Source organism: Methylobacterium tardum (genome assembly GCF_023546765.1).
Classification (GTDB): Bacteria; Pseudomonadota; Alphaproteobacteria; order Rhizobiales; family Beijerinckiaceae; genus Methylobacterium; species Methylobacterium tardum.
The window spans coordinates 5,373,797-5,388,800 of the sequence record NZ_CP097484.1 but is presented as its reverse complement, the minus strand read 5'-3'; the positions used below and the strand labels follow the sequence as shown (position 1 = coordinate 5,388,800).

The 15,004-nt window shown below is 59.9% G+C and carries 14 protein-coding genes; 9 read left to right on the top strand and 5 right to left on the bottom strand.

What is annotated here, in order from left to right:
* Window positions 1-647: 647 nt before the first annotated feature.
* Together M6G65_RS25710 and M6G65_RS25705 are read right to left on the bottom strand one after the other, a co-directional pair.
* Complete coding sequence (locus tag M6G65_RS25710) at window positions 648-1,472, bottom strand: hypothetical protein (protein WP_238198391.1); 825 nt, start codon at window positions 1,470-1,472, stop codon at window positions 648-650.
* A gap of 354 nt (window positions 1,473-1,826) precedes the next feature.
* Window positions 1,827-2,822 carry a DUF2971 domain-containing protein gene (locus M6G65_RS25705; protein WP_238198389.1) on the bottom strand — a complete coding sequence of 332 codons (996 nt, stop codon included), beginning with the start codon at window positions 2,820-2,822 and terminating at the stop codon, window positions 1,827-1,829.
* A gap of 99 nt (window positions 2,823-2,921) precedes the next feature.
* Between M6G65_RS25705 and M6G65_RS25700 the strand changes: the two genes are divergently transcribed.
* The 3 genes from M6G65_RS25700 to M6G65_RS25690 all read left to right on the top strand — a co-directional run bounded on the left by M6G65_RS25700 (window position 2,922) and on the right by M6G65_RS25690 (window position 5,179).
* The gene (locus M6G65_RS25700; protein ID WP_238198387.1) at window positions 2,922-3,401 is read left to right on the top strand and encodes a hypothetical protein; all 480 of its coding nucleotides are present in this window, start codon (window positions 2,922-2,924) and stop codon (window positions 3,399-3,401) included.
* Window positions 3,402-3,433: 32 nt separating this feature from the next.
* Window positions 3,434-4,681: a S49 family peptidase gene (locus M6G65_RS25695; protein WP_250103057.1), complete on the top strand. Its 1,248-nt coding sequence runs from the start codon at window positions 3,434-3,436 to the stop codon at window positions 4,679-4,681.
* 210 nt (window positions 4,682-4,891) lie between these two features.
* Entirely contained in the window at window positions 4,892-5,179 is a 288-nt protein-coding gene (locus tag M6G65_RS25690) for a hypothetical protein (RefSeq protein ID WP_238198384.1), read from the top strand.
* Between the two features lie 83 nt (window positions 5,180-5,262).
* Here M6G65_RS25690 and M6G65_RS25685 read toward each other — a convergent pair whose 3' ends face one another.
* Window positions 5,263-6,456, bottom strand: coding sequence for a hypothetical protein (locus M6G65_RS25685; RefSeq protein WP_238198382.1), 1,194 nt, complete (start codon window positions 6,454-6,456; stop codon window positions 5,263-5,265).
* Between the two features lie 189 nt (window positions 6,457-6,645).
* On the opposite strand from M6G65_RS25685, the gene M6G65_RS25680 reads away from it, so the two are divergent.
* The 5 genes from M6G65_RS25680 to M6G65_RS25660 all read left to right on the top strand — a co-directional run bounded on the left by M6G65_RS25680 (window position 6,646) and on the right by M6G65_RS25660 (window position 12,492).
* On the top strand, window positions 6,646-6,888 hold the full coding sequence (locus M6G65_RS25680; RefSeq protein WP_238198380.1) for a helix-turn-helix transcriptional regulator: 243 nt from the start codon (window positions 6,646-6,648) through the stop codon (window positions 6,886-6,888).
* A 33-nt stretch (window positions 6,889-6,921) separates the two neighbouring features.
* The gene (locus M6G65_RS25675; protein WP_238198379.1) at window positions 6,922-7,695 is read left to right on the top strand and encodes a hypothetical protein; all 774 of its coding nucleotides are present in this window, start codon (window positions 6,922-6,924) and stop codon (window positions 7,693-7,695) included.
* On the top strand, window positions 7,695-7,943 hold the full coding sequence (locus tag M6G65_RS25670; protein WP_238198377.1) for a phage tail assembly protein: 249 nt from the start codon (window positions 7,695-7,697) through the stop codon (window positions 7,941-7,943). The genes M6G65_RS25675 and M6G65_RS25670 overlap by 1 nt, the downstream gene beginning before the upstream one ends.
* A 6-nt stretch (window positions 7,944-7,949) precedes the next feature.
* Window positions 7,950-11,045: a lysozyme family protein gene (locus M6G65_RS25665; protein WP_250103056.1), complete on the top strand. Its 3,096-nt coding sequence runs from the start codon at window positions 7,950-7,952 to the stop codon at window positions 11,043-11,045.
* A 379-nt stretch (window positions 11,046-11,424) separates the two neighbouring features.
* A complete protein-coding gene (locus M6G65_RS25660; RefSeq protein ID WP_238198373.1) occupies window positions 11,425-12,492 on the top strand; it encodes a tyrosine-type recombinase/integrase in 1,068 nt (355 codons plus the stop codon).
* Window positions 12,493-12,557: 65 nt separating this feature from the next.
* Here M6G65_RS25660 and M6G65_RS25655 read toward each other — a convergent pair whose 3' ends face one another.
* Window positions 12,558-13,079, bottom strand: coding sequence for a Cap15 family cyclic dinucleotide receptor domain-containing protein (locus M6G65_RS25655; protein WP_238198371.1), 522 nt, complete (start codon window positions 13,077-13,079; stop codon window positions 12,558-12,560).
* Window positions 13,080-13,173: 94 nt separating this feature from the next.
* Window positions 13,174-13,539 carry a mCpol domain-containing protein gene (locus M6G65_RS25650; RefSeq protein WP_238198368.1) on the bottom strand — a complete coding sequence of 122 codons (366 nt, stop codon included), beginning with the start codon at window positions 13,537-13,539 and terminating at the stop codon, window positions 13,174-13,176.
* Between the two features lie 415 nt (window positions 13,540-13,954).
* Here M6G65_RS25650 and M6G65_RS25645 point away from each other — a divergent pair.
* A protein-coding gene (locus tag M6G65_RS25645; RefSeq protein ID WP_238200384.1) for an IS630 family transposase occupies window positions 13,955-14,898 on the top strand; the annotation gives its coding sequence in 2 pieces (ribosomal slippage) (window positions 13,955-14,291 and window positions 14,291-14,898; 945 coding nt in all).
* Window positions 14,899-15,004 lie beyond the last annotated feature (106 nt).

Here is a 15,004-nt window from a genome sequence, read left to right as displayed (position 1 = left end):
CTTCTCGTTGACCGGAATTCTCTCAACTCTCTGTCGATCCCACGCCTGAGAAGAATTTGGCCAGCGACATTGCTAGCAAACTTGATAATCAAGTATGCACTGGCGTGGTTTGCAGTACGCTTTATCTACAGGCCATTCTGGGGCGACGGTTTTCTGTCTTTTTTAGGCGGATTTAATGTTTTCAACGCAATAATTCTAAGTTACTGCCTAATATGGCTGGCACTCGCTGGATGCCGATCTCTTTATACATTGTCGAATGTGCTCGATATAGAAAAACAGCCCCTTCAATCACTTGGCATCGTACTTGGCCCCACATTCGCGGCCGCGTTCCTACTGATCAGCATTTCTGGGTACTTCATTTTTATAATGGCTCTTGGTAACCTCGTTGGACTATGAACTTTCACTCAATCGAATTGCTTGCCAAAGGTTTTGCAAACAGATTGACCCCACAGAATTTTGGCGCGTTGTTCCATACACATATGTAAGCAAGTTCTGTCTGCCGCAACCTCGACGTCGGCGTTAACTGCACACGTCCGCAATGAGACGGATACCACGGAAGCTTGGGCGTCGAGAAGCACGGGTCCCTCTGGGTGGGGTAGGGGGGCGGTTGACGCGCGATCTCGACAGTCCGCTAGGCACAAGAAATTTTAGACCATTTTATTACTTGTCGGGCCCATTTCGCTCTCAAGACCGCGGCTGTAAAAATCAATAAGCTTATCTGCGTTCTCTTTGCCGAATTGGGCTTCTCGCTTTTTGCGTGCCTTTTCTGTCGCCCATAGAGGGCCGGGGTCCGGCTTTCCTGATGCAAAAGTCATCAAACGCTTATGAACATGCGTTATATCCTGCATATCGCCAAGATATTCTTGTATGGTGCTATCGGTAAGCCTCAAAAAAGTCTCATACTCCACCGGCTCAGAGCGTGCTGCTGGATTGATGCCCGTAAATTTTGAATAAACCAAATAGATATCCCCAGCGATCGACGGCCCTAATACGCCTAGGCTATTTATGTTCGCGTCGTAGATTGCGGTTCGCCACCGCGGAGCCTGAAGTCTAAGAAGCTCTTTGTCAGCCCGTGGTCCGAATTTTCGCACTATATCAGCAACGACCCTTTTCATTTCTGAGGCTCGCTCAATATCGTGCGCGAGTACCGACAATTCAGCAGCGAGACCGAACGCGAGCGAGTTCGCCTTGTCTTTCTCTTCCTGTCTCTTTGCAGCGACGTTCAATCTAGATTGATGGTTTCTAGCCTCAATTTCGATTACTGCCCTGTGTTCTTGTGCCTTTATGATATTAAAGAAGCCCCGGTTCGCAGTAAAGGCGACTCCGAAAAGACCGATTATTGCGCCGATCATGCTCCCCCAAGCGGTAGGAAGCGATGCCAAAGGTCGCAACATCTCGGAATGCGGAAGTATTACGATCGCCACCACCAGAACGAGGATAGCTGTATTTGCGGTTACTAATATTTTCAGCATCGCAATGGTCTAATCTTCGCTTGTGCACACTGGCGGCTTGCCTCTGGACGCGACGGGGAGGCTGGGCCGTCAACGATCAACCTAGTCGTTATAGGGCGACTAAAACAGCCCCGACACACGCCCCGCCGACTAGCATGTTCTTTCCCGTGGCACAGCGGGAGCGCCGAAATGGCCGAGTTGAACGCTGCCGAAGACCGCACGAACCCAGAAAACCGGGTCGGGGCCGCGAAGATCGACCTCAGTCTGATGCCCCCGACCGGCATCATCCATGGAGCGCACGCTTTCATGGACAGCGCCGACGATTGGATTTTCAGCACTCGCGGGAACGGTGATCAAGCGCCAACCGTCACCGATTTAGGGGCGCAGCGGCTGGAAAGGCATCGAAATGCTGACATTAGGCAGATCGTATCTGTGCGTTAGAAAACCGGCGGAATGCATCGTCGCGGGACCATCGGCGTTCGGACCGATTACAAGCTGCCGCACCGCGCAATCTCTTACGGTTTGACTGCGGAGATCCAACCGCACATACGGCACGATTCGGCTTCCTGATGCCCGATGCTCTAATTGTGTTTCCCCTATCAGAATTGTTTCATCGATCACTTTCATGCACCTCCATTCCTGCTCCTCCTCAAAAGCAGGATGCTTGATGAAAGCCGCGGTTTCGGCGCACCACGTCTTTATCAGCGCCCCTTTCTGCTGGAGGGAGGCAAACGGAACTGTCTCATCGCCAGCATCCATAGCCTGATCGAACGCCGCTGCAGATCTCTCAAGCTCGGCAAGACGCTGCAACAACAAGCCAACCCGCTTCCTCAACCAAGCCGGGAAGCGGCGTTCAACTGGAAGATCCTGCTGGCTCTGCGCCCAATAGTAATAGACCATGCCGCTTGTGAAGCCCTGATTAGAGGCAAGTTCTTCTATCAGATCTTTCTGGAATCCAATCGCAATGCCATCCTGCCTCGCATAGGCTCTCCATTGAGAAAGCACGTTTCCACGCATGCAGAATGAGCATGTCAGTACATACATGCTCATATTGCTGCGTTTCATCAACGCTATCTCCATCAGGATTTCGCGACGAAGTTCTGGCGATAGTCCAGCATCTTCCAAATCATGGGCAGCAACCATTTCCAGAATCTCAAGCCCAAAAGTAAGTTCGCTTGCATCGTTTAGGTATCTATAATCTGACGACCACAAGGAACCCGTCGACAAGATGCCGTTCAAGCCTGCAATATTTGTGTAGTGCCATACGGTCCTATCGGTTACGCGGTTGAATCGCAGTCCCAAGCCATCGAATTGAACAAGATGAAGATGTCTATCGCGCGCATCGTGAGCGCTTAGGGGCGTGATCGGCATGATGCTCGCCATTCGGGACGCTTGCGGGCAGCCCGCACGCTAAAACATAGCTACTCGATCCGCCTCTCCGAAATCCACCTTCGGCCGCACACTCGCGGCATGAAACACAGCATTCAGATCTCTCGGCGCAACCCCGAGCGGAAGAAGCGCCAGAACAAGGTGACGGTCCCGGCGCGTGTCGGGCCTCACGTCAAGCTCGTCTTCTCGGAAATGTTTCGCCAGCGCGTCACCTATGACGAGATCGAGCAAGGGTCCGGCGTGCTGCGCTCGACCCTGAAGGCGTGGCGCGTGAAGAACCGGCCGGGCCTCGAAACCCTGGAAGCGGTCTTCGGCTTCCTCGGCTTCGATTTCGTGCCGGTGCCGCGAGCCCGCGTCCTGCCGCCCGAGATCCTGGCCGAGCTTCAGCCGATCGCCGACCGGCTCGGAACGGAAATGCCCCGCCTGATCGAGGCGGTCACGATGATCGCGGCGGGCGTGCGCGAGCGGGTCCCCACTCAGGCCGAGCCGGCCCCCGTCTTCATCCCGGCCGAGGTCTCGATCATCCGCCAGTCAGAAGGCCCTTCGCCATGCGCCGCCTGATTGACGACGCCTCTGTAGTGAGTGCGTGGGCGATGGATGAGCCGGCAATCGTCCGGCTCTTCGAGATCGCAAGCCGGGAGCACGAGTTTAGCCCTACAGCCCTCGCAGCGGCGCGCGGGGAACGCCTCGACGGCGCCGCGCGCGGGCGCGTCCGCGACGGAGTGGCAGTGATCTCGATCGAGGGCCCCCTTTTCAAGAGGGACAATCTGTTCACCGCCCTAATCGGCGGCACGTCCTACGCCGGCCTCATGCGCGACCTCAGGACTGCAGTCGACGCTCCCGGCGTGCGGGCGATCATGCTCGCGATCGACTCTCCTGGCGGCGAGGCGGCGGGCGTGGCCGAGTTTGCCGCGGCCGTGAAGGGGGCCCGCGGCGAGAAGCCGGTCGTCGCCTATGTGGCCGACGTTGGCGCCTCGGCGGCCTATTGGATCGCCTCGGCGGCCGACAGGATCGTGCTCGGCCCGAGCGCGGCCGTCGGCTCGATCGGCGTCCGCATGTCGATCCCCGACACCCGTGCGCGCGACGAGCGGGCCGGCGTGCGGCGCTTCGACTTCGTGTCCTCGCAGTCCCCCTACAAGGTCAACGACCCGGCGACCGAAGACGGCAACGCTCGGATCAAGGCGCGCGTCGACGCCCTCGCTCAGGTCTTCGCCGAGGCCGTGGCGGACAACCGCGGCGTGACGGTCGCGCACGTTCTCGACGGCTTCGGCCGGGGCGACGTGCTGATCGGAGCCGCGGCCGTCGCTGCGGGCATGGCCGACGCTCTCGGGAGCTCTGAATCGGTCCTGGCGGACCTTGTTGCGGGCCGGCCAGTGAAGCGGCTTCACCTTCCGCCTCCCGCACCCCCGGCTCGCCACGTTCCGCCCATCAGCCCCTTACCGAAGGCCCCCCGCGCCATGCCCGTTCATCCCGCCATGCCTCGCATTGTGCCGGCCCTGCCGATCGCGCCCGTGCCACCGCAGCCGAAGCCATCGGCCGCCGAGCTTGCTCGGATCGAGGGTGAGCGCGCGGCGGAGGCCATGCTCGCCGCGATCAGGCCACCTATGCTCACGGACGTTCCCGACGCGGACGACAACGACAATCCGGCGGCGACGCTGCTCGACGCCGCCCGCCAGCGCGCGCCGGTCAGTAGCGGCGGCAACCCTGAGGAAGAAGCGGCGGTCGGCCTGATCCTCGAAGCCTACCGGACGGCCGAGCCCAACACGGAAGCCGGCGGCGGAGACGATGGTGAGGCTGCAGTGCGGACGATCATGGCCGCGTGGCGCGGGAATGTCGCGTGAAACAATCCCACTGACCGCGATTCGAACGACCTCGCGCCATCGGCTAATTTAGATAGGTTCCTGTCTCCCTGCGTGAACTTCGGCGGGCGGTCCTACGATCGCCCGCCTTTTTGTATGTCACACGCCACCGGATCGGGCTCCACTCGAACAGTCCCTTAGTCGATTCTGCCTATGCCGGCGTGAAGACCGGCGCCAGCCAGGATCTAGATCATGCATCTCTCATTCAGACCTTACCCACGTGTGCAGCCCCGGCCGAACTTCATCATCGGAATGGTCGGCTTTCTGCTGAAGGCGTCAGCGGACAGCCTCGCTCGTCTGAGCGTCGAGCTTCAGGACCGGGAATACCTCGACGACACCGATATGGCCGTGATCGAGGCGCAGCTTGCGGGCGTGAAGAGCACCTTCGCCAGGATCGAGACAGAGCTTGCGGCACCTGGCTCGAAGGTACGAGAGGCGTCGCCTAGTCAGGATGGCGCCTCTGTTCCGGGTGGAATCTGAGCAGTTGATTTGTGGTTCGGGCGCTTGTTCATATTCTGCCAGAATAGCAGTTGATACCGCTATTCTGGAGGCTACAGAATAATCTATCTTACCTGCAACGAAGACACCGGATTTGCTGTAAAAAATTCGTTCGGACTGATGCCATCGGGAAGGAGCGAAGGAATTTTTTGAACAGTTGGATTGCTGAAATCTATCAAAATTCGTCCCTTGATAGAGGAGATCGGCAAATTCGGAATCATGAATGCTCTAGTGCCCACGCTCTTTAAGAACTCTTCGTCAGCGGGCCATTCAGAAAGTTCGCAAGATGAGCGCTGCAGATTATCATCAGAGCATGTATTGCCTCCCCGGCTTGCGTGACGGGCAAAGCCTAATGGATGCCAATCGTGCGTTAGGGTGCCAAGGAGTGTGGAAGCCGGATATTTTTCCGTGTTGCACCGGAATTCGTAAGACAAAGAGCAGTAATATTTGTAAAATCGACCGTACTCGGTCCATGACCAACTCTCCAAACGCTCTTTGTCCTTCAATCCGCTAACCGCAGCAGGCCAGATATTCGACAGCTTCCCGGTCACGTCGAAAGACGGCTTTAGCTGAGACGTTTGCTCAACAGAGTTTATGACCTGCATCAAACCCCGTGCATTCATTGGTATTATTTCTTTGATCTGATCAGCGGGAAATATGACGGCGCTGATCTTAAGGCCATCCACATAGCGAATCCCGGTTTTCCGCAAAGCCTCCGCACCCGTATAACCTCTTAGCTCATCGTAATCCGCCACAAAGGAATAGCGTTGATTCAAGGGGCCGATGTAGCTTAGACGTTCAAGCGATAGCTCTGGGCGCTCGGCAGGATCGTAGGCAATAAGCCTAATGAACCTCGATACCCTTGTATTCTTCTTTAGATTTTCAAGTATTATTTCTGGCTGAACGTCGTTTTTGAAAAAATTCTCAAATTGTTCTGCACGAGATCTATAAATTACCTCTGACTTTCGAGCCTGTTGGTACAATGATAGAGCGGGACCGGCAACCACGAGCAGCATACCCAGAACGCCTGGAACGAATAGGATCAACTTGTGCCAGAGCATTACAGAAGCAGGATTCGATTTTATCAACTTGTATGCAACACCGCCACAGAAAAATAGCACAACTATACCAACAGCTGAAAGAAAACTCCCGAGATTATCCGAGGTCGTAAGTTCTATTATTTTCTTCAACACGCTGAAGATGTTGTCCCAAGCTATGGGCGCCTGCTCAGCGGCATTTTTGACGGCTTCCGTAGCCATTGCCGTTTTCTCCCTCAGTCGAATTTCCTGAATACAGTAAATTCGGCAGCGCTGTCCACAAGTTCGTTGTCCTTTTCAGACTGAGACGGACTAACGCGGCAGCAGAGCCCCATGAGGATACCGAAACGACCCCGACAGGTGGCCGGATATGGCCGCATATGTCCCCACACCCGATGGGGACAGCCTTCAATGAATATCAGACTCAAGCAGTGCCTGACGCGGCCGGACCTGTCCGGCATGCTCGGCGTCAGCACGCGGACGCTGCGCCGCATGGACCGTGACGGCACTGGCCCACGGCCCATCCGGGTCGGTCCCCATACCGTTCGCTACGCGCCGGCCGAGGTCGCCGAGTTCATGAACGCAGCCGGCCTGTCCGCGCCCGCCGAACTCACCGCCGGCCGCAACGGCTTCGCGCTTCCCGGCTCTCGCTAATCCCTTCCGCCTCTCACCGTCTCAGGATCACTGATGTCCTTCCTCACTCGCATCTTCGGCGCGGAGAAGCCGACCTCCGTCAGGGTCGCCGCTGCCCTTGCCGACGCCGAGGCCGAGCTTCGTGACGTACCGGCCCGCATCGCCAGGGCCCGCGCCACGCTCGAACTTGTCGCCGACATGACCGACGAGCAGCACGCCGAGGCGGATGATGAGCTTGCCGCCGCCATGCGCTCGGAAGCCCGCCTCACGGCGCAGATTAAGCAGCTTGTGGCTGTCCGCGAGCAGGCCGAGAAGAGCGAGGCCGCTGCTGCACTGTCCGCGCGTGCCAATGCGGCTCAGCGCCGGGTCGACGAAGAGGGTCCGAAGCTCCTGGCAGACTACGAGAAGCACGCAGCAAGGCTCGCCAAAGTGGCGGCTGCCCTACGCGAGATCGCCGTTGAGGTCGACGGGACGAACTACACCATCGGCGCGGCGTCGCGTGACGATCCCGCGCTCAAACGGCCATCGCGAGTAGTCGGGATCGGCGAACGGTTCCTGACCGAGCCGGACGCGGTCGAGCCGGATCGGGTCGTGGAAGAAGAGCAGTGGGGCTATCTCGACGAGAACGGCAGGTGGCGACTGATCGGCGTGTTCGGGGAGCGGAACGGGGGGCGCTTCACTTCCATCGCGGGCGCCCAGAAGCGGACCAAGCGGACAATCATCCCCGGCCAGACCCGACCGGGCCGGAAGGGGTTCTCGCCCCACGAGGGCTTACGCCTGCCCACGGCTCGTCTCGGTGCGGACGCCTTCTGGCCGAGGAAGCAGTGATGAGCGGCGGCGTTGAGATCACCCTCGATCACCCAATCGAGTCGGACGGGGTAACGCACAACGTCATCACCGTTCGCCCGCCGACCGCTGAAGACTTCCGGCGGGCTCGCCGCGGGAACTTCACCCGATACGCCCGCGGCATGGCCCTCGCGGCGATAGTGACGGGCTGCAGTCGCGACGTCCTCCGCAAGATGGAAGAGGCCGACGCGGCGAAGGTCGACGATTTTCTACTTCGTCATTCGGCTTGACGCATCATGGCAAAGCAATTTTCCGTCTTCGTCAACGTCGGCGGTCGCGTCGCCCCGTCCTTTACGAACGCGATCAATACGGTTCAGGGCAAGCTCGACGGATTAAATCGGCACATGCTCAAGCGCGCGGCCGATGCGAAGGCCGCGATGAAGGGCATAGGCGAGAGCATGAAGGCCGCGGCTGCAATGGCGGCCGGTGGCGGCCTCGCTTTCAGCTGCAAGCACGCCTTCGGCGACGGCGCCGAACTCGCTCACGAGATCCAGGGCCTACGGAACGCCGGCCGGTCCGCGCACGAGATCGCCGAGGGGATCAAGGCCGCGACCGACGCGATCTCGGAGCTTCCGACGTCGACGATGGTGAACGGGATCAAGCTCCTAAACGAGACGACCGGCGCCTTCGGCGACTATCACCATGCTCTTGAGAACCTGACCTTCAACTCGAAGCTCGCCGACGTCCTGAAGAACACCGTTCACGTCGAGGACCCGACGCACGCGCTCGGCTCGATGATTAAGGCGCTTGAAATCCGGGGTTCCGCCAGCAACCCGGAGACGTATCGGCGCGAGGCCGAGAAGCTGACGCAGGCGATGACCTTCTTCGGCGGCCGTCTGAAGCCGGAGGATATCTACACCTTCGCGAGCAATGCTCAGGTCGGTATCCGGCAGTTAAATGAACGCTTCCTGACCCGGATCGCGCCTTCGATGATTCAGGAGTTGGGCGGCGACAAGGTCGGCACCGGCCTGACCGCGTTCCGCACGATCATTTCGGGCCGCAAGATCTCGGACAACGCACAGGCGGCCGAGTGGGTCAAGCTCGGCCTCGTCAATAAGAATATGCTCATCAAAAATAAGATGGGCGACGTCAAGGGCTGGAAAGAGGGGGCAGTCGAGAATACACGCGGCGCTTATCAGGACCCGCTTCAGTGGATGGAAGACACCATTCTTCCGAAGCTTCAGAAGAGGGGCGTCGATCTCACAGATCCGATCAAGCTCGGCGCCGCGCTCAATACGCTCTTTAAGAACACGAAGGCGAATGCGTTCGTCGCGGCGATTTCGACGGTCGCCGATCGCGCTCGTCTGAAGAAAGACGAAGCTCTTATCAATCAGGTCCTTTCCGTCAACGAAAACTATAATTCGAGCCTGCTCAACGACCCGAAATTCGCGCAACTGGCGATCAAGTCATCTCTGACGAATATCGGGGCAGCGTTGACGCTACCGCTTATGAAGCCGGTCGCGCAAATGCTGATCGCGATTGCGCGCGGGATCAATCAGGTCTCGGCCGCGCTCATGCGCAACCCCAAAGCGGCGAAGATCGTCGCCGGTATCGCGGCGGCGCTCACCACGCTTGCGGCCGTGCGGATCGCGAGCTTCCTGCTCGGCGTGACCGGACTCGCTCGTGCGCTCGGCTTTCTGGCGCTGGCCGCGCCGCTCGGCTTGGCGTCTCGCCTTCTGACGATCGCGAGCGCCGTCCGCGCTTTGGCCGTTGCGAGCGCAATCGGGGCCGTGGGGCGGCTTCGCGCTCTCGCCGCGGGGATCATTGCTCTCGGCGCCGTCGGCGGCGTGCGGGGCGTCCTGGCGGCCCTGGCGGGATCGTTCGTCGCTCTCGGCCGCGCGATCCTCATGCTTCCCGTGACGTTGCTCCGCGGCGCCTTCGTCGGGATCGCTGCAGTCCTCTCGCCGATCGGCGTTTCGGTCGCGGCCGTAACGGTTGCGCTCACGGCGCTCGGCCTGTGGGTCTATAACAACCTGAGCGGGCTCGGGACCTTCTTCAAGTCGTTTGGCGACGCCTTCATGAAGGCGCTCGGCCCCGAGAACGCGCAAAACGTTCAGACGATCGTCGGCTACCTGAAGCAGGCATGGCAGTGGGTAAACAACCTCCTCGGCCCGCTCGACGAGTCCGGCGCGAAGTGGAAGGCATGGGGCGAGTGGGCCGGCCAGGGCGCCGCGGCCGTCGTGACCGCGCTCACCGGCCTGCCGGAGAAGATCGGTGCGGTCGCTCGGCAGGGCTATGACGCGCTCGTGAATTTCGATTGGAAGAAGGCTGGCGGGGAGCTTGTCGATAAGATCATTGCGGGGATCAGCGGCGCTACCGGAGCGCTCGTCGACGCGCTGAAGGCCGCGGTCGGCTCGGCATGGCGTTCCGCCCTGTCTGCGGTCGGTCTCGGCGGCACGACCCCGGCGCCGGGCGCGCCGGCTGTCGACGGGCACCGCGCGCGCGGCGGTCCGGTGTCGGCCGGGAAGACCTACCTCGTCGGCGAGAAGGGCCCCGAGCTATTCCGGCCGGCCGGCTCGGGGAGCATTACCAGCCACTCCAACCTGAACAATCTCGCCGAGCGGATGAACGGCCCGAAGGGCGAGCCGGGCGGCGGCGGAAAGTCGTGGTATGACGCCGTCATGCGGGCCGAGGGCACGTCGGGCCGCGATCCCTACAACACCGTGCTCGGATATGGCCGCTACGGCTCGCCCTCGAAGCCGCTGACGGACATGAACCTCCGCGAGGCGTATCAGTTCGGCCGAAGCGTCCGCGCCCGTCACGGGTCGTCCTCGGCGCTTGGCGCCTTCCAGATCGTCGGCCGGACGATGAAGGACGCCATGAAGGCGACCGGCCTCGGATGGGACGATAAGTTCTCGCCCGAGAACCAACGGACGATGGCCGGATGGATTCGCAAGACACAGGGCTTCGGGGCTTGGGAAGGCTTCAAGCGCCACCCTGGCGAGCTTGCAGCGGCCCGCGCTGGCGGATCGACCGTCGACCCGATCGCCGGGCCGAGCAGCGTCGCCGTCGGCAAGATCATCCGTGACGCTCAGGAAGGCGCCGCCAAGCACGCGGCGTCCGGTGGAGGCGCGCACGGCGGAGGCGGCGGCCGTCACGCCGGGCTCGCCTCGCGCGTGACCGCCCTGGCGGATCACGCTCAAGCGACGGTCAAAGCTTCGAAGTCTCGATCGAAGTCGTCCTCACGAGACGGAAGCGGCGGCATCGTCGTGAACCTCACGGTCAATTCGACCGGAGGCGACGCAAACGAGATCGCGAGCACGGTTCGCCGTGAGATGCGGATGATTCTGGCGGAGTACGAGTCCGCCCAGAACGGCTCTCTGAACGATTAATACTGACGGATACCAGTTGCTAGTGACTGATATCCGTCGAACTGTTCATTAAACGGACTCAAAGACAATCCCGGCATACAAACAACGGGATTGCTCATGCGCAAAGCTGACCGGCGCGACTTAGCGGCCCACACCGCCCTGCCCCCGCGGCTGCTCTCGAAGATCCAGGCCGCGCAATACCTCGGTCTCACGCCGCGCGGTTTCGACCGCTGGCGGAAAGACGGCCGGATTCCCAACCCCTTGCCGGGCACGGCCCGTTGGGACCGGAACGCGATTGACTCGGCTATCGACGCGCTCTCGCAACTCGGGAGCCTCCGCGCGTCGACTCCTATCCCACAGCCTGAAGCCGACCCGCTCGAAGAGTGGAGAAAGAAGCGCGATGAGCGACGCAATCGAAGGGGTTAAGCCGATCCGGCGCAAGCTCGCGAGCGGAGCCGAGCGGGTTTATTACTACCACCGCGCGACCGGGCATCGCCTGCCGGACGACCCCGCCTCCCCGGCGTTCAAGGCCATGCTCGATCGGGCTAATCGTGAAGCCGCATCGCTACTCCGTCCCCCACGGCCGAGCACCCGCACGATCGCGACGCTTATCCGGACGTATCAGTCTGCACCCGACTGGACGAAGCTCGCCGCATCGACGCGCGAGACCGAGCAGTTCAACATAAACGCGATCGAGCGCGAATTCGGGGACATGCCGCTGGCGGCTGTTGAGCAGAAAGGCGCTCGCGCGATCTTCCTCGAATGGCGCGATGAACTTGCGGAAGAGCATCCGCGGGCCGCCGACGGCAAGCTCGTCCGCCTCGCGCGCATCCTGAAGTTCGCCTTTGACCGCGAGATGATCGACAAGCACCCGCTGGCAACGTTCAGGCGGGTTTACGGGGTCGACCGCTCGGCGACGTTGTGGCTTCCTGAGCACTTCGCAGCGCTCAACGCCGAGGCGCGGCCGGAGATCCGACTCGCAGCCTTTGTAGCCTTGCACACCGGCCAGCGTCGCGGCGACCTTATCGCGCTACGGTGGGGCCAGTACGATGGCAGCGCCATTCGGCTAACGCAGTCGAAGACGGGCGCTCAGGTCTTTATCCCTTGCACGAAGGCGTTGAGGACTGCGCTCGATGAGCTTCGGGCGTTGGCGTCGGCGGCTAGGCTTGACGTTGAGATGTGCCCGATCCTCCTGTCGCCGAGCGGCCGACCTTGGACGATCGAGGCCTTCAAGACTGCTTGGCGGCGAGCGTTTCAGCGGTCGGGCATCACGGCCGACCTCCACTTTCACGACATCCGCGGTACGGCTGTTACCATGCTTGCGGAGGCTGGCTGCACCGTGCCGGAGATCGCCTCGATCACGGGCCACGCCTTGGAGAGCGCTCAGCGGATTATTGATCGCTATCTCGCGCGCACGAACGCGTTGGCGGTGTCGGCTATCGCGAAGCTTGAGGCGCGGCTCTCGTGAGAAAGCCCGCGCGCGATAATGGCGTCTGAACTCTCGCTAAATCCCAAAGCTGAACGCCTGAAGGCTCAGTAATACGAAACATCTTTTGCTAATTTACTATCTACCTGCCGCAAAATGACCCTACCTACCGTTCTCCTGTCGGTAAAATAATGACCGGAAAGCTCCAGCGGCCGATGCGGATGTTCCATCGATGCGCGCACATCGAAAATCGTAGATCCAGTATACTGACTCCAATCTGGATTTTTAGGCTTTGATCTATATGTATAATACAGTTTACACTGCCCGCTCTCTACAACAGGTGTAGTTTCCAGCGTTACAGATTTGGAAGTTTCCGTATGAAGATCGATTTGAGTCAATATCGAAGTCTGACGAACTAATGCCCGAGCAGGTATAGATACACCCTGATCTGTGATGATTTCGCCCTCCCAGGTGCCGTTCAAATCCGGGTAAAGGGATGAATCGAATCTCGACCAGATCTTCCAAATATTTCTAGCAATCAAATTGGTCGTCATACACAAGATTATTATGAGCGCCACATAGGGAGCTATGCTCAAAATCCTCACTAGCGGCAATTCATGACCGATCATCCGTCGAAACAGCTCATAGAACGCGATACTGATGAATGTAGTCGCGATTGCAACATAACGCAGCACGTACACAAAGTTGATTATGCGAAACATATCAAGGCAGATCCTTAAATTGGCAGATGCGTGCTTTCCCGTTACTTTTTGCAAAAGACAAGGCGAAGTAAGACTCACGCAAATTAGCCCCAACTCCTGCCGAGAATGTCAGCTGTCTTTCGGAAAAATTAGAAATTCGGTTGTAAATTCTAGCTAGATCTAAATCGGGCAGATCAATAAAACCCGCAACTCCGTCCGCTGCGCAAAATATGATCTTGAACCCCTCGGATTGGAGATAATCTGCAATTTTTCTGACGATACTTTGCACAAATTCATTTAACAAAGACAGAGACTCGACGTCATTATTCAGATAACATGCAGATATCTTCTGGCCAATGTCGTCCCCGTCTACTGTTATAAACAACATGCCAAAATTCCACTGATCCTACCTGTCGCAGGCTCATCAACGGCGCGTCGAACGCCTCAGGCATTGATAAGCGATCCGGGGCGCCTCGGGCAATGAACAGAAGGCCCGTTCCGCTCCGGGCAGTATCGCGTCTGCCCCGTTGGCCGCGTTAATCGAGTGCTGCGGTCGATGATCATCGGACCTCACTGCGGCTGCCCTACATCCCGGTCGAAGGAGCCGATCCGCCCGAAGCCTGAAAACGAAGCGTGTTAAGCGCCGGGCCTCGGGGCACCCGCTGTACCGGTAACAGAAGGAGATTAGGAAGGCTTGGAAGAAGGAGCGTTAGAGCGTTTTCGGAATGAGCTGAGTCGGACTGTTGGGGTTCACGCAGGGCATTTGGGCTGATTCATTGCGCGCTTCCTGTGAGGAGCACGTCATGGGCCGACCCTACAGCCAGGATCTGCGTGAGCGGGTGGTGGACGCCGCAGGCGCGACGTCGCGCCGGCAAGCGGCCAAGCGCTTCGGGGTGGGGGCTGCGACCGCGATCCGCTGGATGGCGGCGCTGGCCACGACCGGGACGGTGGCGGCCCGTCCGCAAGGTCGGGCACGCCGCTCCAAGCTCGATCCGCACGAGGCGTTCCTGCGCGCCCTGATCGCCGAGCGGGATGACGTCACCCTGGAGGAGATGCGGGTCCGCCTGCGGGAGGAGCGCGCTCTCCCAGTCGGGCTGGGCACGCTGTGGAGCTTCCTCGACGCGCGCGGCCTGACATACAAAAAAAGACAGCTCACGCCACGGAGCAGGACCGCCCGGACGTGAAGGCCGCCCGCGAGGCGTGGTTCCAGGACCAGCCCGACCTCGACCCCGCCCGCCTCGTGTTCCTTGACGAGACTTGGACCTCGACCAACATGGCCCGCACCCGCGGGCGTGCCCCGCGCGGCGAACGGCTTCGTTCGGGCGTGCCGCACGGTCATTGGAAGACCACAACCTTCGTGGCAGGCCTGCGCCTGTCGGGTCTCTCGGCGCCGTTCGTGCTGGACGGGCCGATCAACCGCGACGCCTTCCAGACTTACGTCGAGCGCGTGCTGGTGCCCGAACTCACTCCCGGCGACACCGTCGTGATGGACAACCTCGGCAGCCATAAAGGGCCGGCCGTGCGCGCGGCTATCGAGGCGGCCGGCGCGCGGCTGCTCTTCCTCCCGCCCTACTCGCCCGACTTCAACCCGATCGAAATGGCCTTCTCCAAGCTCAAGGCGCTGCTGCGCAAGGCCGCTGAGCGCACCGTCGAGGGATTATGGACAGCCATCGGCCAGCTCATCGACACCATCACACCTGACGAATGTGCCAACTTCTTCAGAGCCGCAGGATATGAGCCAGATTAAATCGAAAACGCTCTAGAGCACGCAGCAAGGAACTCCAGCGCCTAAGGTCGTGCCTCAATTAGATATTAGGCGGCTGACGCAGCGCCAATCATCTGCCTCAATAGCG